This window comes from Bradyrhizobium murdochi (assembly GCF_000472965.1).
GTDB classification, from domain to species: domain Bacteria; phylum Pseudomonadota; class Alphaproteobacteria; order Rhizobiales; family Xanthobacteraceae; genus Bradyrhizobium; species Bradyrhizobium murdochi.
In genome coordinates this window covers 81,445-100,094 of sequence record NZ_AXAU01000023.1, presented here as the reverse complement: position 1 = coordinate 100,094, position 18,650 = coordinate 81,445, and the positions used below count along the sequence as shown (strand labels likewise).

Genomic DNA, 18,650 nt, shown 5'->3' with positions numbered 1-18,650 from the left:
GGCTTCATCGCCGCTCTGCAGATAGCGGTTGTAATACTTGCGGAAGGTCTGCGAACAGGTTCCGTGGTGGCGGTAGAAATCCCCAACACTCTTGAACACCGCCGAACGACCCGCCTTGACCGCCTCATATTCCGGGATCAAAAACCGCCACTTCTGCAGGTAATTGCGTTCAATCGTCCGGTCATAGCTATTATCGCGCATCGGATCGTCCTCCAGAGGAGCGATCCAATCAGCGAATTAGTGAACTTGCACAGCAATGACGGAGATAAGCCGCCCCGATCAGAGCCCCGGCCGCAGCTCCAGACTTTCCAATCCGGCGGCGATGCTGACCCCAACCTGGCCTTGCAGGCTGAGCGGCTGCAGCGCGATCGAGTTCGCCGAGCCGCCGACCAGCACGTTGCCGCCGACGCCAACGCCAAGCGTCGCGCTGCCCTGCGCGCCGACATAATCGCCGGAAAGGCCGCCGGGGCCGAGCCGCGCGACAGGCGCGAATACGCCCCAGGCCAGCGCCGATTCCTGGGTGATGCCGAGATCGAGTCCGACTTTGCGGATGGTGGCGACATAGCGATCTTCCGGCATCCCTTCTGCGCGCAGCACGCAACCAAGGTGCGTGACGGAACCGACGATGAAACCGACGCTGGCGCCGCCACGGCACTCCAGCACGCCGACCTGCACGCGCTGCTCCTGCTGCGCATTGGCGCCGCCGATGGATGAAGCCAGCGCAGCGAGAACGGTAGCGGCGAGGATGAAGGAACGACGCATGAAGTAAGCTCCGGAAAGCAATGCGAGCAACGAATGGAATGGAAATCGGCGCGCCGTGCCCGCGGCGCTCGCCGTTCTATGCCACAACATCACGGGTAGTACCAAGCCGTCTTCTTTTTCCCGGGCGGCACGAAGCAACGAACTATGGTGCGCAATTGCGCACCGTAGTTCGATGCTGCGCATCGCCCCGGAATGACATCAACAAAAAGGCCCGCTTGCGCGGGCCTTTCCTTAACGTCATCCTCAACCGCGGCGGTGATGCCGGCGATGGTGCCGGCGCGGGCCGAACTGCACCGGTTGCAGCTCGAGGCCGGCGATGCCGGCGGCGACGTTCAATCCGGTCTGGCCCTGCACGCTGATCGGCTGCAGCGCGTAGGCATTCGCCGGACCGCCCACCAGGAAGTTGCCGCCGCCGCCGACGCCGATCGATGCATTGGCGCCGACGCCACCATAGCTGCCGGCGAGTTCGCCGCGCCCGAGCCGGGTGTTCGGCGCGCTGACCGCCCAGGACAACTGAGTCTGCTCGGTGACGCCGAGGTCGAGACCGATGCGCTGCACCTTGGCGATGTAGGGCTCAGGCCGGCGGCCTTCGCTACGGAACACGCATTCGAGGCTCGTCACCGAGCCGACTACGAAGCCGACATTCTGGCCGCCCTGACATTGCAGGATGCCGGCGCGAACCGGCGGCGCCGCGTTGGCGCTTGCGATCGGCGCGATCAGTGCCGCCGCGGCGAGTGTCAATGTCAGGAGTCGCATGTATCCCAGTCTCCGCATGTTGATGAACAAATTTAGCGGAGCGGACAGGATGGAAGTGCGGTGTCGAAACCATGGCGCTTCATCAAGAAGCCGTCAAAATATTTGCGTGTTCGTTCACGCGCGATGTGATTTGACGGCCGTCCTTTTGACGCGATTGCTCGTGCGAACCGCAAGCGTCCCGCATCAACCGCGGAACGGGCGTGTGCCGCTTCTTATCGCAAATTGCCGCAGAAGCGCTGGATGCGCTTGCAGGCGTCTTCGAGGTCGGAGGTTTTGGTCGCGTAGGAGATGCGGAACGCCGGGCCGAGGCCGAACGCGGACCCCTGCACGACGGCGACGCCTTCGCTCTCCAGCAATTCCGTGACGAAATCCTCGTCATTAGCAATCACCTTGCCTGACGGCGAGGTCTTGCCGATGGTGCCGGCGCAGGACGGATAGACGTAGAACGCGCCTTCCGGCCGCGGACATTCGATGCCCTTGGCCTGGTTGAGCATCGAGACCACGAGGTCGCGCCGCTCCTTGAACATCTTGTTATGCACCGGGATGAAGTCCTGCGGACCGTTCAGCGCTTCGACGGACGCCCACTGCGCGATCGACGACGGGTTCGAGGTCGATTGCGACTGGATGGTCGCCATCGCCTTGATCAGGTCAGCAGGGCCGCCCGCATAGCCGATACGCCAGCCGGTCATGCAATAGGCCTTCGACACGCCGTTCACCGTCAGCGTGCGCTCGTAGAGTTTCGGTTCGACCTGCGCCGGCGTCGCGAACTGGAAGTCGTCATAGACCAGGTGCTCGTACATGTCGTCGGTCATCACCCAGACATGCGGATGCTTCACCAGTACGTCGGTGATCGCCTTGAGCTCGGCCCGCGTGTAGGCGGCACCGGTCGGATTCGACGGCGAGCACAGGATGATCCATTTGGTCTTCGGCGTGATCGCCTTTTCCAGGTCCTCGGGCCGCAGCTTGAAGCCGCTCGACGCCGGGCACACGACGGGGACCGACTCGCCGCCGGCCAGCGCCACCATTTCCGGATAGCTCACCCAGTACGGCGCCGGGATGATGACCTCGTCGCCGGGATTGAGGGTTGCCATCAGCGCGTTGTAGAGCACCTGCTTGCCGCCGGTGCCGACGATGACCTGGTTCGGCTTGTAGGTCAGCCCATTCTCGCGCTGGAACTTTTTGATGATGGCTTCCTTCAGCTCAGGAATGCCGCCGACATCGGTGTACTTGGTCTTGCCGGCCTCGATGGCGCGGATCGCCGCCAGCTTGATGTTGGCGGGCGTGTCGAAGTCCGGCTCGCCGGCGCCGAGGCCGATGACGTTGCGGCCCGCCGCTTTCAGCGCGCGCGCTTTATCCGTGACCGCGATCGTCGCGGACGGCTTCACACGGGCGAGCGCGGCGGACAGGAAGGGCATCATTATCTCCTGGCAAACGTCGTGACCTCTGAAATTCACGACTCTTTTTGATGGGAACGCCGCACCCTAAGGCGCAGGGCGCTGCATCGCAAGAAGCTTGGCCAAATAACGGCGAACTTTAGGGAACGTTAAAGCTGGCTCGGTACGGTCGGAGCAATGTCGGCGCAATAATCGTAAAAATTCTGCGATGAAATGACTCATATCTGGCAAGGGTTGCGATCCGGCGAGTGGCTGACGGCTTCGCGCATGCGCGCCTACAGCCTGATCCTGCTCGGCCTCTCGGTCCTGATCTTCGCCGGATGGATCGCTGCTTCCGACGGCCTCATCGACCGCACGGGCCAGCCGATCGGAACCGATTTTTCGAACGTCTATGCGGCAGGATCGCTGACCTGGCAGGGCCGCGCCGCGGACGCCTATACGCCCGCGCTCCAGCACGCGGCCGAGATAGCGGTGTTCGATGGCCGCGACGTGCCGTTCTATGGCTGGCACTATCCGCCGTTCTTCTTTGCGATCGCCGTTCTGGTCGCCGCCCTTCCCTATGCCGGGGGACTGGCGCTCTGGCTGGTCGCGAGTTTTGCCGCCTACCTCGCAACGATCCGCGCCATCCTGCCGCGTCAGGAGACGTTGCTGGTCGCCGCCGCCTTCCCCGCGGTGCTCGTCAATGTCGGCCATGGCCAGAATGGATTTCTCACCGCAGCCCTGCTCGGCGGCGCGCTGCACTGGCTCGACCGGCGGCCGTGGCTTGCCGGCGTGCTGATCGGCTTGCTCGCCTACAAGCCGCAGTTCGGCGTGTTGATTCCGATCGCGCTTCTGGCGGGCGGGCGCTGGCGCACCATCGGCGCCGCGACCGCCACCGTCGTAGCGCTGGTCGTGGTCAGCTTCGCGATGCTCGGCAGCGGCATCTGGCATGCCTTTGCCGATTCCATGAATTTCACGCAGACGGTCGTGCTCGAACAGGGCGGCACCGGCTGGCAGAAAATCCAGTCGATCTTCTCGGCCGTCCGCGCATCGGGCGCGAACGTGCCGACAGCCTATGCGGCGCAGGCCTCGTTGTTCGCCTTGCTCGCCGCCAGCCTCGCCTGGCTGTGGCACAGCGATGCCGCCTTCGAACTCAAGGCTGCCGCGCTGGCGCTGGGCAGCCTGCTCGCAACACCCTATGTGCTCGATTACGACCTCGTGGTGCTCGCAGTCGCGATCGCATTCTTTGCGCGGCACGGGCTGAACAACGGCTTTCGCGATTTCGAGATCAGCCTGCTCGCCGCGGCCTGGATCGTGCCGCTCTTGTCGCGCAGCGTCGCGGGCGTCAGCTACATACCCCTGGGCCTGTTCGTGGAGCTGGCCCTCTATGCGCTCGTAATGCGGCACGCGGCCCTCGGTCGGGTGAGCCATGCGCTTGGCGCGACCCGCGTCGCGCAAGCGTGATCTTTGTTGTTCCGGCGTGTTGATGGAATCATTCTGCGCGCGTGCAGTGCAGTAGAGGTTTTCGACTTTTTCCATTCAGCGGGTCTTGCGACGCATTCGTATCGGCATCATTGTTTAGCCGCGTTGCGGCGCGAAGACTTTCCGCAAGGCGGTCCCCGCGTGCGCCTCTGACCCCAGTGAACCCAACGACGATGTACAAGCTCTATTCGATGCAGCGCTCCGGCAACAGCTACAAGGTCCGCCTTGCGCTGGCGCTGCTCAACGCGCCCTATGAGGCGATCGAGATCGACATTCTCCGTGGCGAAAGCCGCACGCCGGAGTTCCTGGAGAAGAACCCCAGCGGGCAGGTGCCGCTGTTGGAGGTCGCCGAAGGACGCTACCTCGCCGAGTCCAACGCCATTCTCTGGTATGTCTGCGGCGGCACGTCCCTGGCGCCGGAGTCGCGGGTCGAGCGCGCCGAAGCGCTGCAATGGATGTTCTTCGAGCAGCACGCGCTCGAACCCAACATCGGCGCCGCATATTTCTGGCTGTCCCTGGTCAAGGGCGGCCGCGACCTGCAGACCCATGCGCTGGAGGACTGGATGGAGCGCGGCTATGCCGCACTCCAGGTGATGGAAAACCATCTCAAGACCCGCGCCTATTTCGCGGCCGGACAACTCACGGTCGCCGATATCGCACTGTACGGCTACACCCATGTCGCCGACCGCTGCGACTACGACCTCGCGACCTTCCCCGCCATCCGCGCCTGGCTGCGGCGGGTCGAACAGACCCCCGGTTTCGTAACGATGGACTGGCGGCCGGAAACCGAGGTCGACGATCAGGCCGACATCGCCGCCGGCGCATAGCGACCCTCGCCCTTCTCACTTTCGCGCGAGCACCCCGCCAAAGGTTAACAATAGCGGGCATAACGTTAACCTTTGCCGTGATTCTGCCATTTTAAGCGATTGGTCGCCGCAATGTTGCCGGTGATCGCTGCAAGATTTTCCCGACGTCGTGAGTCGCGGGTGATTCGTCCCGCGTTACAAGGATTTAGACTATGATGCGGTCACCCGGCGCGGTCGGCTTCGAGAGCAGCCGCGCGCCCGTCGCTTCTTCCCGGTTGCTTGGTGCCATCGCCACCTCGCTTGCGATCGGCACGCTATCGCTTTGCCTCGTGGTCACCCTGACGGTGCTATCGATCAAGGCCACCGTCGCGATGCCCATTCCGTGACAGGTCCAGCCGTTCTGTTTGCATCATTGGACTAGCGAAGCGCGATGATCAGCATCGCGATGTAGACCAGAATGAAGACACCCGTCGGCCTTGTGACCGTCGCCTTGACGGTAGCGATCCTGCTCGCCGTCTCCTTCCTGATCGCCACCGGCACGCGCGGCGAAGAGCCGGCGTTCGACTCGTCGGCGGGCGAACTCGAGGTGCGCACCATTGCGAGGGGCCTCGTCAATCCGTGGGCGCTGGCATTCCTGCCCAATGGAACGATGCTGGTGACCGAGCGTCCCGGCCGCATGCGCCTCGTCAGCGCGGAGGGCCAGGTCTCGCCGCCGCTCAAGGGCGTGCCTGATGTGTGGGCCTCAGGCCAGGGCGGCCTGCACGATGTCGTCACCGACAAATCCTTTGCGCAGAACCGGACCATCTATTTCTGTTACGCTGAACGGACCTCGGGTGGCGGCCGCACCACGGCAGCGCGCGCGAAACTGAGCGACGACAATGGCCGTCTCGACGAGGTCAAGATCATCTTCCGCCAGCAGGGGCCGCTATCGTCAGGCAATCACTATGGCTGCCGCATCGCGCAGGCCGACGACGGCAATCTGTTCGTGGCGCTCGGTGATCACTTCACCCATCGCGACCAGGCGCAGAATCTCGGCAATCATCTCGGCAAGATAGTCCGGATCACGCCGGACGGGTCGGTGCCTGCAGGCAATCCGTTCGCCGGCCGTGCCGATGCCAAGCCGGAAATCTGGAGTTACGGGCACCGCAACGTGCAGGCGCTCGCGATCAATCCGGCGAGCGGCGAGCCCTGGGAAATCGAGCACGGACCCCGCGGCGGCGACGAGGTCAATATCGTCGGCAAGGGCAAGAATTACGGCTGGCCGGTGATCGGCTACGGCATCGATTATTCCGGCGCGAAAATCCACGAGAGCACGGCCAGGCACGGCATGGAGCAGCCGCTCAAATATTGGGTGCCGTCGATCGCGCCGTCGGGCATGGCCTTCTACACCGGAAAGCTGTTTCCAAAATGGAACGGCAGCCTGTTTACCGGCGCGCTGCGCAGCGCGATGCTGGTGCGGCTGACGCTGAACGGCAACGCGGTGACGTCGGAGGAACGCCTGCTGCAGAACCTGCACGAGCGTATCAGGGACGTCCGTCAGGGGCCGGACGGCGCGCTGTGGCTTTTGACCGACAGTTCGGCAGGACGAGTATTGCGGGTGGCACCGGCCGTAAAATGACGACGATCTGCGCTCACCATTTGTGAAAGATCAAAAACGCGCCGATCGCGATGAAGAGAAAGCCGAGTGCGTGATTCCACCCCAGCGGCTCCTTCAGATAGAGCACCGAGAAGCAGGCGAACACCACCAGCGTGATCACCTCCTGCATGGTCTTGAGCTGCGCCGCCGAGTACACCGCGCTGCCCCACCGGTTGGCCGGCACCGCCAGCCAGTATTCGACGAAGGCGATCCCCCAACTCGTCAGCACCACCATTGGCAATGGGCTTTCTTTGAATTTCAGATGCCCGTACCAGGCAAAGGTCATGAAGATGTTGGAAGCAAACAACATCAGAATCGGCAGCAGCGTCGGCGAAACGGTGGGCATCAATGTCCTCTTGCAAAAATGTCGAGCAGCTCAATGGTCGGGTGCGGTACCACGTTCCTTAACTCGATATCATTTGATTTCAAAAATGCGAAAGTCTTAAGCATGCGCGCAACGCTCTCTTAGGACTGGCGGCAGAAAGGCGTGCACAATCGCAACAATCAGGCATGCTTGCGTCTTATTCCCGGCAAGCAGCGAGAACGGGCATGCAGTTAGACTGGCGCGCAATCTCCGGTCCGGCTCTCACGACGGCGACGGCGATGATCGCCTTCGTTGTCGACCGACACTTCGTTGCAGTCCCCAATCCCGCGCCGCTGTTCGTCTGCATTGTCGCCTTTGCCGCTTCCATCAGCGGCATCGTCTCCGGCATGGCCAGCGCCATCATAGCGGTGGCGTCATCAGCGCTGTTCTTCCTCAACCACCGCGCTACGCCTGGTTACGACATGTCCGACCTTGCGCGCATGCTGCTGCTGGCGGCGACTGCCGGCGGCACCGCGCTGATCACGGGGTTGTTGCGGAAAAGATGGGTCGATGCATTCGCATGGGAGAAGAAGCATCACGTTACCGCGGAGCGCCTGTCGGCCGCGCTCGATCAGGTCGACATCGGCATCGTGCTGCTCGATTCCGCCACTCGCGCCGAATTCATCAACCGCGCGTTCCGCGATTATTTCAAGCTGTCCGATGAGCAGGCCGACAGCAAGCCGCCCTTCATTGCGCTGATGTATCACGGCCGCGACACCGGCGCCTGGCAACTGCCGGAGGACGAGTTGAGCGGCTTCATCGCCAAGCGCACCGAGATGATACGAACAGGCGATTCCACGCCGATCAACCTCGATCTCGCGGATGGACAGGTGCTGCGCTTCACCTGCACGGCGCTTCCCGACGGCGGACGCATGCTGAGCTACACGCCGGTCACTGATCTCGTTCGCCACATCGACGATCCCGGCAGCGCGGAGTATTATCGCGCGCTGCGCGGCAGCAGCCATCGCAGCCTCACGAGGCACCTCGGCGCCGCGGAGTAGCAAAGCGATAAGTTGATCGTCTGCTGCCACATCTGCAATAATCATCCCTCGTTCCCGCGTCCCTGACGCGCACTCTCTTAACCAACACGGAATCGCGCATGCCCGGCGACCTCACCATCCGCTTCGTCACCCGCCAGGACTACGCGCAATGGCTTCCGCTATGGGACGGCTACAATGCCTTCTATGGCCGTTCGGGCCCGACCGCGCTGGCGCCCGAGATCACGGCGATGACATGGGCGCGCTTCTTTGATGCCTATGAGCCGGTGCATGCGCTGGTGGCCGAGAGCGGCGACGAGCTACTCGGGCTGACGCATTATCTGTTTCACCGATCTACGACCATGATCGAGCCGAACTGCTATCTGCAGGATCTGTTCACGAGCGCAGCAGCGCGCTGCAAGGGCGTCGGCCGTGCGCTCATCGATGGCGTATACGAGCAGGCCAGACGCGCAGGATGTTCCCGCGTCTATTGGCAAACGCACGAGACCAACCACACCGCGATGCAGCTCTACGACAAGGTGGCGGACCGCTCCGGCTTCGTCGTTTACCGCAAGCTGTTCTGATGTTCGATCGAGGATCGATGGAGATTTCTCACCTGGTGAGCGTGTTCTTATAGATCATGCCGTCCTTCATGATCACTTTGAAGTTTTTGGCGGGATCGGCAATGAGGCCGATCTCCTCCAGTGGATTGCCGTCGACAAGGAGCAGATCGGCGAGCGCGCCCTGCTCTACGACACCGAGCTTTCCCGGATAGGGATTGCGCTTTCCCGACAGCGCCAGCAGCTCGGCGTTTGTCGATGTCGCCATGACCAGCGCTTCGGCGGGGGTGTACCAACGGGCAAGCGAGGCCAGAATTGCCCCTTGTTGTTGCGCCAGTTCGCGGGAGAACAGCACATCGGTGCCCCACGCCGTCTTGATCTTGTACTTCCTCGCCAACTCGTAGGACTTGGCTATGCCGGGCCAGACCTCATCCGCCTTGGCGCGCTGGACGGAACCCTCGGGAAAACCCAGCCTCAAGGCTTCGGGGAGCGGCTGCTGGCTGAGCCAAACGCCCTTCTCGGCGATCAGCTTGGCGGTAGCTTCGTCCATCAGGGTGCCGTGTTCGATACATTTCACGCCAGCCGCTACAGCCCCCCGGATCGCATTCGGCGTAAAGGCATGCGCGGTGACGTATGTGCCCCAGTTCTCAGCGGCTTCAACCGCGGCGCGCAATTCGGCCTCGGTGAAGGTGGTTACGTCGATCGGACTGAAGGGGGACGATACCCCGCCGCCCGCCGTCAACTTGACTTGGGAGGCGCCCTGCATGAGCTGTTCGCGCGCGCGCACGCGCACCTCGTCAGGGCTGTCCGCAACTATAGCGCCACCGACCTGTTCCATGCGGGTGAGCATGCCGCCGATCGTCCGCGGCAGATCGGTTAACTGGCGGAAATCCCCGTGGCCGCTCGTGACGGTGATCATAGCGCCGGACGGATAAATGCGCGGGCCTTTGACGATCCCGTCATCTATGGCGCGCTTGAGACCGAACACCGGCCCGCCCACGTCGCGAACGGTGGTGAAGCCGCGCATCAGAGTGTCTGTCGCTTCGTCGCCGGCAACGAGATTGTTGTAGCCGACGTCACCGAACGCTTGCACCGGCGTCACCCGCGCCAGCATCGCGTGCCAATGATTGTCGATCAGCCCCGGCATTAACGTGCGCCCGCCGCCTTCGATGACACGCGTGTCGGCGCGGCGGTCGACCGCGATCTGCGCTCGGGAAATTGTTTCGATCAGATTGCCTCGAACCAACACGTTGGTTGGCTCTGACAGCGACGTGCCCTTGCCGTCGAATATTCTGACGTTGTTGAAGAGCGTGGTTGCGTCGTTACTCTGCTGAGCTTGCGCCCCACTTGCCGAAAGAACTACCGCACAGACCAAAAGGCGGAGATAGCTGGAGACCATTTGACCCTCCAAGCGCTTTTCGACCCTTGGTTATCCTAGCATAGGCGGCACAACCAGTCTTGCTTCGCCAAGCGTAATATTTGAAATCTTTCTGAGACGCCTGAGATTCAAAAATTCATGGCGCCGGAATTGTCAGAGCTGGGGGTTGGCTGGCGACATCGACTCTGTGGATAAGTCCCAGCGTCACGCGCGCGTAACAAAGCGCAGCTAGCCTGCCCCTGCGTCTGATCAGGCCCCCCGTCTCAGATCACGCGCCCCCAGCGGTCCCCGTCAGTCGCCGCGTCTGACCGGGGCCGCATCTTTTTGTGCCGCATGGCTGCCAAGCGCGGGCGCTGGTCCCCCTTTTTCTTGCGGGCCGAAGCCGCGCGCGCCACAATGCGCCCTCCTCCCGCTCTTCCCACAGGATCGATCCATGCAAATTCGCAACCTCGGCGGCTCCGGCCTGCGTGTTTCCGCCGTCGGCCTCGGCTGCAACAATTTCGGCCAGCGCACCGATCTGGAGACCTCGCGCAAGGTCATCCACAAGGCGATCGACCTCGGCATCACCCTGTTCGACACCGCCGACATCTATGCAGGTATGGGCGGCTCCGAGACCGTGCTCGGCACCGTGCTCGGCGACCGCCGCAAGGATATCGTGCTGGCGACGAAGTACGCCAAACCGATGGCGACCGACGGCACCAAGCAGGGCGCCTCGCGCCGCTACATCATGTCCGCGGTCGAGGCCAGCCTGAAACGGCTGAAGACCGATTACATCGATCTCTACCAGCAGCATGAGTACGATCCCCTGACGCCGATGGAAGAGACGCTGCGCGCGCTCGACGAGCTCGTGCGCCAAGGCAAGGTCCGCTACATCGGCAATTCGAACTTTCCGGCCTGGCGGATTGCGGAGGCCGAAATGATAGCGCGGCAGATGAACGTCAACCGCTTCGTCTCCTGCCAGGATGAATACAGCCTCGTGGTGCGCGGCATCGAGAAGGATTTGCTGCCGGCGGCGCAGGAATACAAGCTCGGCCTGCTGCCGTTCTTCCCGCTGGCGAGCGGTCTCCTCACCGGCAAGTACAAGCGCGGGACTGATGCCCCTGCCGACACACGCTTCGCCAAGGCGCCGGCGCTGAAGGACCGCTACGTCACGGCGCGCAATGAGGATATCGTCGAAAAGCTCCAGGCGTTCGCACTTGAGCGCGGCCACACCATGCTCGAACTCGCCTTCTCCTGGCTCGCCCAGCGGCCGCAAGTCACAAGCGTCATTGCCGGCGCCACCCGCGTCGAACAGGTCGAGCAGAACGTGAAGGCGATCGGCTGGACCTTGAGCGCCGAGGAGATGGCGGAGGTGGATCGGATTACGAAGTGATACGCGCACGGCTCTCTCGCTCCCTCTCCCCGTTCTTCACGGGGAGAGGGTCGGGGTGAGGGGCTCTCTCCACGAGCCGTGAGCGACGTGAGACCTGTACCCCCTCACCCGCCGCGCAAGCGCGCGGCGACCTCTCCCCGCAAGCGGGAGCGAGCGGCTCGATCCGAAAGCTCTGCCTGAAGGACGGTGAGAACGCCTTCGATATTTCCAAGCACATCGTTGTTCCAAAACCGAAGCACTCTGTAGCCTTGTTCGGTCAAGCGAGCATCGCGGACCGCGTCGGTGGCCGACTCATTGCGTTGCCCACCATCAACCTCGACAACCAGACTGAGTTCGCGGCAAACGAAGTCGCAGATGTAGCCACTGATCGGCACTTGCCGCGCGAACTTGTGCCCATCGATCTGCCGGTTGCGGATGCGATTCCAGAGGACAGTTTCGGCATCTGTTTGGTTGCTCCTCAATCGCCTCGCGATTCGGATATCCTTTTCATTGCGGCCACGCATTGCCCTGCCCCTCACCCGCCGCGCAAGCGCGCGGCGACCTCTCCCCGCAGAAGAGCGGGGAGAGGTTAAGATACCAATCCCTGCATCGGCTTCACCTTGGCGCTCTCCGGGAACACGCTGTCCGCCAACAGCTTCTCCGCCAGCCCGAACTGATCCCTCAGAACGCCTTTCATCACCGCGCGCAGGTCAGTGGTCGGCGCGAGGTCGCGGCCCTGATGGAGGCTCGCCGGCTTCAGCCCCGGCCAGTCCGCGATCACCCGCCCGCCGTTCACCGCGCCGCCGGCGAGTAGCGCGACGGTGGCGGTGCCGTGATCCGTGCCTTGCGTGCCGTTGATGCGCGCGGTGCGGCCGAACTCGGTGGCGACCACGATCACCGTGTCGCGCCAGCGCGGTCCCAGCGCAGTTTCGAATTCGGCGAGTGCGCCGTCGAGGCCGCCGAGCAGTTGCGCCAACCGGCCGACCGGACCGCCTTCATTGGCATGCGTGTCCCAGCCGTCGAAAGCGAGCGCGCCGATCCGCGGACCATTGTCGGCCGCCATCAATCGGCCCGCGCCGCGCGCTGCCAGCCGCATCGCGGCCGCGCCGCCGGTGCCGGGCTTTGGTTTCATGTCGTCGCCCTGCGCGGCCTTGTCGAGCGCGAGGCCCTGCTTCAGCGCCGAGCCCAGCGCGGCATCGCGGTGAGAATAGAGGTCGAGCAGCCGCATCGCGGTGTCCTCGCTGGCCTGCGGCAGCGCGAGCGGCGCCCAGCCGACGGTCGGTGCCGCGCCGCGCAGCACCAGCGGCGTGATCGGGCCGACTGCGATCCCGCTCGTCACCCGCTCGCCTTTCGGCAGGCCTTCCAGCGCGCGGTTGAGCCAGCCGGACTGCACCCGGCCTGGGCCGGCAAAGCCGCTTTCGAGCACGTCCTGCCCGTCGAAATGCGAACGGTCGCGATAGGGCGTCGCCACCGCGTGGATCACCGCGGCCTTCTTCTCGCGATACATCCGCGAAAATTCCGGCATCGCCGGATGCAGTGAGAAGAAATTGTCGAGCGGCAGCGCCGCGTTCGGCCCGCTCGACGACAGCGCGATCGCACCGTGCAGGCCGGCATAGTCAGGGTCGCCTGTTGGAGCGACGGTGGCGAGCCCGTCGAGTGCGCCGCGCAGTATCACGAGCACCAGCCGCGGATCGCGGCCGTCGGCCGCGCGCGCGAACTTCGGCAGGTAGGCCCACGCCGCAAAGGACGCGCCGCCGCGCAGCACGGCCCGCCGCGTCGTCGGCGATGATCGCAGGTCCTCGCAGCAACCCATTGTCGTTTCCATGGACGTCATCTCCTCTGGAATTCCGGCGACATCAACAACAGCGCCAGCGCCTGCTGCCGTGATTCCGCGCGCTCGACGGTCCGCCGTGTCTCCACCGACGCCGTGTTGGCGGCCGCGAGTTCGAGCAGGTCGCGCGGATCGACGCCCTCGGCGAGCCTCGATGCAATCTGGGTGGAGATATCGAGGCGCAGTTTCATGCCCTCCGGCGCCAGCCATGCGGCGTTGGTGTCGGGAAAGCCGTTCGGCCCGGCCGGCGACCATAATGGCTGACCGAGCGCCCTCAGGCCGGCGAGATAGAGGTTGGGATTGTTCGGAATCTGCGCCAGCAGCCGGCCGGCCGCGACGAGGAATTCATAAGGCGAACGGATCTTGGTGAGCGGCGCGCTCCAGGCTTCGTCGGAATCGACCAGCGCCAGCGCCAGCGCCTTGAGATCGCCGTCGGTTTTCGTGAAGACATCGGCGAGCCGCGCCACCAATGCCTGTGGAGGATCGTCCGATACGAAATGGCGCGCGAATTTTCCCGCGATGAATTTCGCCGTCGAGGGATGCCGCGCGATATCCGCCAGCACCGCCTCGCCCTGCGCCACGCCTTCAGCATCGTAGACCTTGCCCATCACCCGCTGCGCGCCCGGCTGGTGCGCATTGGCATTGAACACGAAGGTGCCGGGCGCGCCGAGCTGGCCCAACCGTCCCGCATAGGTCCAGCCCGTGATAACGTTCGCCAGCGACGTCACGTCATCCTGCGAATAGCCGCCGCCGACGCCGAGCGTATGCAACTCAAGTATCTCGCGCGCGAGGTTTTCGTTCAGTCCGCGGTTGCGGTTTTTGCCGGCGCGCGAATCCGGGCCCAGCGATTGCTGGTTGTCGAGGAAGAACAGCATCGCCGGATGCTGCTCGACCGCCTTCAGCATGTCGGCGAAGCGTCCGAGCACATGCGGCCGGATCGCCTCGCGCTCAAACGAGCCGGCCCACATCCGCGCCGGCCCGCCCTTGTTGGCGGAAATGCAGAAATGATTCGACCAGAACACGACAAGCCGCTCGGCAAATCCGCCATCGACGATGACGGCGCGCTGCAGCCGCGCCAGCGCCTCGGCGCGAAAGGTTTTCTGGATGATGTTGAGCGGTTGTGGCGCAGGTTTTGGCGCATTGGGCTGCATCGCTTCCGCCGGTGCCATCGCGCCGGGATTCTCCGCAGGCTTGGCCTGTGGCTCTTTTGGCGCCATCTCCATAGCGATGCCGTTGAGCGACAGGTTTCGCCGCTGGCCCTTGGCCTCCGGCCGCGGCGATGCACCTTCGCCTGCAGCCGGCGGCGCGGCCGATTTGGCGGCGTCGCGAGCCTGCTGGATTTCGAACTGATAATCGAACACCGCCTTGCCGAGCGCGGGCGTCGACTGCAGCCCCGGCACTTCGAGCAGCACGCGATTGGGACGGCCGAGTTCCGCCTTGACGAAACCGCGCGGATCGGACGCGGCGTTGAGAACATCGCCGGACGCCCCGCCGCGCGCGCCGAAGCCGAAGCGATTGAGCGCAACGAGGGCTGCTTGCGAATCGCGGGCCATCGGATTTCCCTTAGAATTTCCCAAGCGTATAGTGGCGAAGTATAACGCGCCTCAGTGTGAACCCGGGATTAATTCCGCGTCAGGATTCAGCCTCGTTGATGACAGATCGTTTGGAAAATGCGCCCACGCGCCGCCTCGCCTGCGCAGGCTGCGGCAACGAATTCGGCTGCAACCTGTCCGGTCCCTGCTGGTGCAACGACGAGACGTTCCGCCTGCCGATGCCGGTGGACGGCAGCGATTGTCTCTGCCCTGACTGCCTGCGCAAACTCGCCAGCCAGCGCGCCGGCGCGGGTGCGGCGTGAGCGGGAAATGGAACGTCAGCGCCGTCCTGCTCGACATGGACGGCACGCTGCTCGACACCGAGCGGGTCCATTTCGATAGCCTGGTCGCAGCGCTCACCGCGCATGGCTACACCGACGACGCCGTAACGCTATGCCAGGCGATGGTCGGCCTGCCCGGTCCGGAGTGCGAGGCCCTGCTGCAAGCGCGCTACGGGGATGGCTTTCCGCTTGCGGAGGTCAGCCGTGCCTTCGTCAGCAACCGCAATGAAATTCTCGGCGCAGGCTTGCCGCTGAAGAGCGGCGCGATCGAACTCCTGGACGCGCTGCGGGCAGCCGAATGTCCGATGGCGATCGTCACCTCCTCGTCGCTGCGCACGGCGAATGCGCATCTCAAGCTCGCGGGCATCCGCCACCGTTTCGAAACGCTGCTGACCCGCGACGACGTCGCCCGCGGCAAGCCCAATCCCGACCTCTATCTGCTCGCGGCATCGCGGTTCGGCCTGAAGCCGGAAGCTTGCGTGGCCGTGGAGGATTCCAACCACGGCGTGACCGCTGCGCATGCCGCGGGCGCGATCACCATCATGGTGCCCGACATGGTGACGCCGACCGAAGAGTCGCGTGCGCGATGCGCGGCGGTGGTGCCGGATCTGAATGCGGTGCTGGCAATGCTGCGCGAGCGTGGCGCGTTAGCGCGAAGCCGCTAGCAGGCGTCATCGCGAGCAACGCGGCGACTTGTCTGCCGAAGCCTTGGCGAAGCCGGAAGCCGCCAGCCATAGCGCCACAAGCGGAGGCATGGATTGCGCCGCCATTCCCCGCGGAACGATTTCGCCAAGGCCAGCGTTGTTTTTTCCGTTGATGACGGAGACCATGATGCCAAAGACCGCGCCTCCGATTCCCCCGGACAATCGGAGCCCCAAGGGCCCCGGCAGCGCGCCCCGCGTGCCGCTCGACACCACCAAGGGCCATCGCAACGACGAGAAGAACAACATCCGCGAACAGGGCGCGCACGGCAATCTGACGCAGAACACCAGCCACCGGCGATCGGGGTGAGGGCGCAGTCGCGCTTTTCGGATTCGAATGTCAAACAACTAGTTCGCTTGTCGTCACCCGCGAAAGCGGGTGATCCAGTATTCCAGAGGCCTCCGTGATTGAGCCGAGAGGCCGCGGCGTACTGGATGCCCCGCATTCGCGGGGCATGACAGTGGAGCGGACACGCGCTCGCGTTCCCGCGGCGCCATCCGCCCGAGCTTTGCATCGGCGATGCCCTCGAAATCGAAGAGGGCGCAGGAAAGGCCGGGTGCCCAAAACACCCGCAGTCGTGCGCAAAAATGCACACGGCGGACTGCAGGTGCGCCGGAACACCCGGCCTTCCCTGCGCAATGGTTTTAACGGCGTATACCGCGCTCTCCCCGGAGCCGAATTCCTCTGGCCTCCGTCGCTGGCGGATTGACGATCGATCGAGACCCGGTTGTGTCAGATCAATCTCCGCCAGCTTGACACCAGCAACGGGTGCCAGGACCACACGGCTTTGCCGTCCGCGGCTTCCCCGACCAGAATGTTTCGATCGGCCCGTATGCTGCCAAACCGAAGTCCTGGTCGAAGCGTTTAAGCGCCGGTCGTCTGCGCGCCGTTCTTTTCGCTCACAGGCCAAGGCCCGCCCTGCGATCAACCTGCGCGCCTGACGCTGCCGCGTCCATCGCATCCCGCGCCCAACGTACGTGACGATCGCGATACGCCCCTCCAGCGGGTGCGGGATGGCGGGAGTTGTAGGAGTGATTTGGGGTATTCGCGAAGCGATTTATTTTTGCAGTAAGAACTGGACCAAGCCATGCGTGATTTGCCCGGCCAGCAGCGCAATCGGTAGTAGTGTTCGCCCGAATACCGCCCAACGCCCACTCGCGAAGGATATTCAGAAGGCGTTTAGGGATTGAGGGCGGAGGTTTGAGGGGCAACTGCGTGATTAAAGTTGCGCTGAGCGACAAGCTGCAGGTGCTGCCAACCATCGCGCAGCTGGAGAACTGAATGGCCAATGCGAAACCGTTTGATGCAGCCGAATATCTAGATAGTCCCGAGATGATCGCAGCTATCTCAACGAAGCGTTCGAGTCCGGGGACGCATCTGTAATCGCAGTTGCCATTGGCACGGTCGCTAGCGCGCGGGGAATTCTGGTCCGCCCTCGAAAGCCATCGCGGCAGACGCGACCTCCAAGATGAGAGTTCCCCTGCGGAGGTCATAACCCCACATCCGGCCACTCGACTTGCGAGGGGCGATCTCAATCTTTCGTTTCAGGTGCGGCTTGTTCTCACGAGTTTGCAGTCAGGGAACCGGCGTTGCTGTCCTGCGGTTTGCGCCCAGACAATGCCATGAATCTGAACAAGCCTGTCGCAGCTTCGCGCATCACGCAAAGCGATCCAAATCGATTTGCTCGAACCCAGGGGTGGGACATGAAGTACGTGACAGGATTCCTTGTGGCAGTTCTGCTGACCCTAAATGTGTCAGAGGCAAGTTCTGCAGTACGCATCACGAATGATCGAGGCGGTCTGATCGCGACTTACATCGTTAAATATGATCGCCTGGCTTCATCGGGCCAATCCGTCATCATCGACGGTCTCTGTGCCTCGGCGTGCACCATGGTTCTCAGCGCGCTCCCTCACGACAAAATCTGCGTAACGCCGCGCGCGACGCTCGGCTTCCATGCGGCCTGGAATTACGGCGCCAATGGTCGCGCCTTCACTGATCCCGAAGCAACCTTGATGATGTACTCGACCTATCCGACGCGGGTACGCCGCTGGATCGCTCGCAGGGGCGGTTTGACTCCTCACACTATCTTTCTGAGTGGAAAGCCACTGCAGGAGATGTATCGATCGTGCTGATCAGACACGCGGTACCAACGGGCTTCAATCCAATGCCCTCGGGGTCCGGGAAATGTCTGTCCGCTATGTGTCACACTAGCCGACATGGCGCGAGCGGCAGTGAGTCGGAGGACTGAAATGGCCAAGGCAATACCGTTCGATGCAGCCGAATATCTCGACAGTCCCGAGATGATCGCAGCTTACCTCAACGAAGCATTCGAATCTGAGGATACGTCCGCAATCGCTGTTGCCATCGGCACGGTAGCCCGCGCGCGTGGAATGAACGCAGTGGCGGAGAAGGCCTCTCCCGCGAGAATTTGTACCGGGCATTCGGCGGTGAAGCGAACCCAGAATTCGGGCCATCATTAAGGTGCTTCATGCGCTTGGCATCGACCTGGTGGCGCAGCCTCAGGGATCGAAGGCGGCATAACAGAAAGCCGACAGTCAACCGTCCGCCGCCAGAAACTCCAGCGCCTTCTCTCGGGTCGGAAAGCGGCCAAGTTCGCGATAGTCCGGATCGTGTTCCGCCGTTTCCGGCGACCACAGGACGACGAACTCCTTGCCCTCTTGCTCAATAAGCGTGGTCAGTTCCTCGCTTTCGTAAGGCGTCATATCTCGCGCCCCACAATGCGGGCATGTGTCGTCGCACGTGCAGGACCATTCATCGGCCCATCGACGCCTGCAACGG

Annotated in this window: 22 protein-coding genes; 12 read left to right on the top strand and 10 right to left on the bottom strand. The window is 63.4% G+C overall.

The window, feature by feature from the left end:
• From YUO_RS0131500 to YUO_RS0131485, 4 genes are all read right to left on the bottom strand, one after another.
• Positions 1-201, bottom strand: a 201-nt coding sequence (locus tag YUO_RS0131500; RefSeq protein ID WP_028350799.1) for a hypothetical protein, incomplete at its 3' end; no start/stop codon positions are given.
• A gap of 78 nt (positions 202-279) precedes the next feature.
• On the bottom strand, positions 280-762 hold the full coding sequence (locus tag YUO_RS0131495; protein WP_028350798.1) for a DUF992 domain-containing protein: 483 nt from the start codon (positions 760-762) through the stop codon (positions 280-282).
• Between the two features lie 243 nt (positions 763-1,005).
• Positions 1,006-1,518 (bottom strand): DUF992 domain-containing protein, encoded by a 513-nt coding sequence (locus tag YUO_RS0131490; protein WP_028350797.1) that lies wholly within the window; start codon positions 1,516-1,518, stop codon positions 1,006-1,008.
• 212 nt (positions 1,519-1,730) lie between these two features.
• Positions 1,731-2,933, bottom strand: coding sequence for a pyridoxal phosphate-dependent aminotransferase (locus YUO_RS0131485; protein ID WP_028350796.1), 1,203 nt, complete (start codon positions 2,931-2,933; stop codon positions 1,731-1,733).
• 192 nt (positions 2,934-3,125) lie between these two features.
• On the opposite strand from YUO_RS0131485, the gene YUO_RS0131480 reads away from it, so the two are divergent.
• The 4 genes from YUO_RS0131480 (at position 3,126) to YUO_RS0131465 (ending at position 6,797) form a co-directional block, all read left to right on the top strand.
• Positions 3,126-4,355: a glycosyltransferase family 87 protein gene (locus YUO_RS0131480; RefSeq protein WP_028350795.1), complete on the top strand. Its 1,230-nt coding sequence runs from the start codon at positions 3,126-3,128 to the stop codon at positions 4,353-4,355.
• Between the two features lie 191 nt (positions 4,356-4,546).
• Positions 4,547-5,200 (top strand): glutathione S-transferase family protein, encoded by a 654-nt coding sequence (locus YUO_RS0131475; RefSeq protein WP_028350794.1) that lies wholly within the window; start codon positions 4,547-4,549, stop codon positions 5,198-5,200.
• Positions 5,201-5,391: 191 nt separating this feature from the next.
• On the top strand, positions 5,392-5,565 hold the full coding sequence (locus YUO_RS47355; RefSeq protein WP_176721808.1) for a hypothetical protein: 174 nt from the start codon (positions 5,392-5,394) through the stop codon (positions 5,563-5,565).
• A 71-nt stretch (positions 5,566-5,636) separates the two neighbouring features.
• On the top strand, positions 5,637-6,797 hold the full coding sequence (locus tag YUO_RS0131465; RefSeq protein WP_028350793.1) for a PQQ-dependent sugar dehydrogenase: 1,161 nt from the start codon (positions 5,637-5,639) through the stop codon (positions 6,795-6,797).
• 13 nt (positions 6,798-6,810) lie between these two features.
• Here YUO_RS0131465 and YUO_RS0131460 read toward each other — a convergent pair whose 3' ends face one another.
• Positions 6,811-7,161 (bottom strand): DMT family protein, encoded by a 351-nt coding sequence (locus YUO_RS0131460; RefSeq protein WP_028350792.1) that lies wholly within the window; start codon positions 7,159-7,161, stop codon positions 6,811-6,813.
• 203 nt (positions 7,162-7,364) lie between these two features.
• On the opposite strand from YUO_RS0131460, the gene YUO_RS0131455 reads away from it, so the two are divergent.
• Together YUO_RS0131455 and YUO_RS0131450 are read left to right on the top strand one after the other, a co-directional pair.
• Entirely contained in the window at positions 7,365-8,180 is an 816-nt protein-coding gene (locus YUO_RS0131455; RefSeq protein WP_028350791.1) for a PAS-domain containing protein, read from the top strand.
• A gap of 98 nt (positions 8,181-8,278) precedes the next feature.
• Positions 8,279-8,740, top strand: a complete 462-nt coding sequence (locus YUO_RS0131450) for a GNAT family N-acetyltransferase (protein WP_028350790.1) — start codon at positions 8,279-8,281, stop codon at positions 8,738-8,740.
• 28 nt (positions 8,741-8,768) lie between these two features.
• Here YUO_RS0131450 and YUO_RS0131445 read toward each other — a convergent pair whose 3' ends face one another.
• On the bottom strand, positions 8,769-10,115 hold the full coding sequence (locus tag YUO_RS0131445; protein ID WP_028350789.1) for a metal-dependent hydrolase family protein: 1,347 nt from the start codon (positions 10,113-10,115) through the stop codon (positions 8,769-8,771).
• Positions 10,116-10,527: 412 nt separating this feature from the next.
• Here YUO_RS0131445 and YUO_RS0131440 point away from each other — a divergent pair, with 412 nt between their 5' ends.
• Complete coding sequence (locus tag YUO_RS0131440) at positions 10,528-11,466, top strand: aldo/keto reductase (protein WP_028350788.1); 939 nt, start codon at positions 10,528-10,530, stop codon at positions 11,464-11,466.
• Positions 11,467-11,570: 104 nt separating this feature from the next.
• Here YUO_RS0131440 and YUO_RS42370 read toward each other — a convergent pair whose 3' ends face one another.
• From YUO_RS42370 to YUO_RS0131425, 3 genes are all read right to left on the bottom strand, one after another.
• Positions 11,571-11,969, bottom strand: a complete 399-nt coding sequence (locus YUO_RS42370) for an endonuclease domain-containing protein (RefSeq protein ID WP_051379734.1) — start codon at positions 11,967-11,969, stop codon at positions 11,571-11,573.
• A 65-nt stretch (positions 11,970-12,034) separates the two neighbouring features.
• Positions 12,035-13,279 carry a DUF1501 domain-containing protein gene (locus tag YUO_RS0131430; RefSeq protein ID WP_035728054.1) on the bottom strand — a complete coding sequence of 415 codons (1,245 nt, stop codon included), beginning with the start codon at positions 13,277-13,279 and terminating at the stop codon, positions 12,035-12,037.
• A complete protein-coding gene (locus YUO_RS0131425) occupies positions 13,276-14,829 on the bottom strand; it encodes a DUF1800 domain-containing protein (RefSeq protein WP_028350786.1) in 1,554 nt (517 codons plus the stop codon). The genes YUO_RS0131430 and YUO_RS0131425 overlap by 4 nt, the downstream gene beginning before the upstream one ends.
• Positions 14,830-14,927: 98 nt before the next feature.
• On the opposite strand from YUO_RS0131425, the gene YUO_RS0131420 reads away from it, so the two are divergent.
• The 5 genes from YUO_RS0131420 (at position 14,928) to YUO_RS42365 (ending at position 18,331) form a co-directional block, all read left to right on the top strand.
• Positions 14,928-15,131 (top strand): cysteine-rich CWC family protein, encoded by a 204-nt coding sequence (locus tag YUO_RS0131420; RefSeq protein WP_028350785.1) that lies wholly within the window; start codon positions 14,928-14,930, stop codon positions 15,129-15,131.
• On the top strand, positions 15,128-15,814 hold the full coding sequence (locus YUO_RS0131415) for an HAD family hydrolase (RefSeq protein WP_028350784.1): 687 nt from the start codon (positions 15,128-15,130) through the stop codon (positions 15,812-15,814). The genes YUO_RS0131420 and YUO_RS0131415 overlap by 4 nt, the downstream gene beginning before the upstream one ends.
• 166 nt (positions 15,815-15,980) lie before the next feature.
• On the top strand, positions 15,981-16,160 hold the full coding sequence (locus tag YUO_RS0131405) for a hypothetical protein (protein ID WP_235782900.1): 180 nt from the start codon (positions 15,981-15,983) through the stop codon (positions 16,158-16,160).
• A gap of 1,394 nt (positions 16,161-17,554) precedes the next feature.
• On the top strand, positions 17,555-17,983 hold the full coding sequence (locus YUO_RS0131390; RefSeq protein ID WP_028350782.1) for a hypothetical protein: 429 nt from the start codon (positions 17,555-17,557) through the stop codon (positions 17,981-17,983).
• Positions 17,984-18,100: 117 nt separating this feature from the next.
• Positions 18,101-18,331 (top strand): addiction module antidote protein, encoded by a 231-nt coding sequence (locus YUO_RS42365; RefSeq protein WP_235782899.1) that lies wholly within the window; start codon positions 18,101-18,103, stop codon positions 18,329-18,331.
• Between the two features lie 75 nt (positions 18,332-18,406).
• Here YUO_RS42365 and YUO_RS48125 read toward each other — a convergent pair whose 3' ends face one another.
• Positions 18,407-18,574, bottom strand: coding sequence for a hypothetical protein (locus YUO_RS48125; RefSeq protein WP_235782898.1), 168 nt, complete (start codon positions 18,572-18,574; stop codon positions 18,407-18,409).
• Positions 18,575-18,650 lie beyond the last annotated feature (76 nt).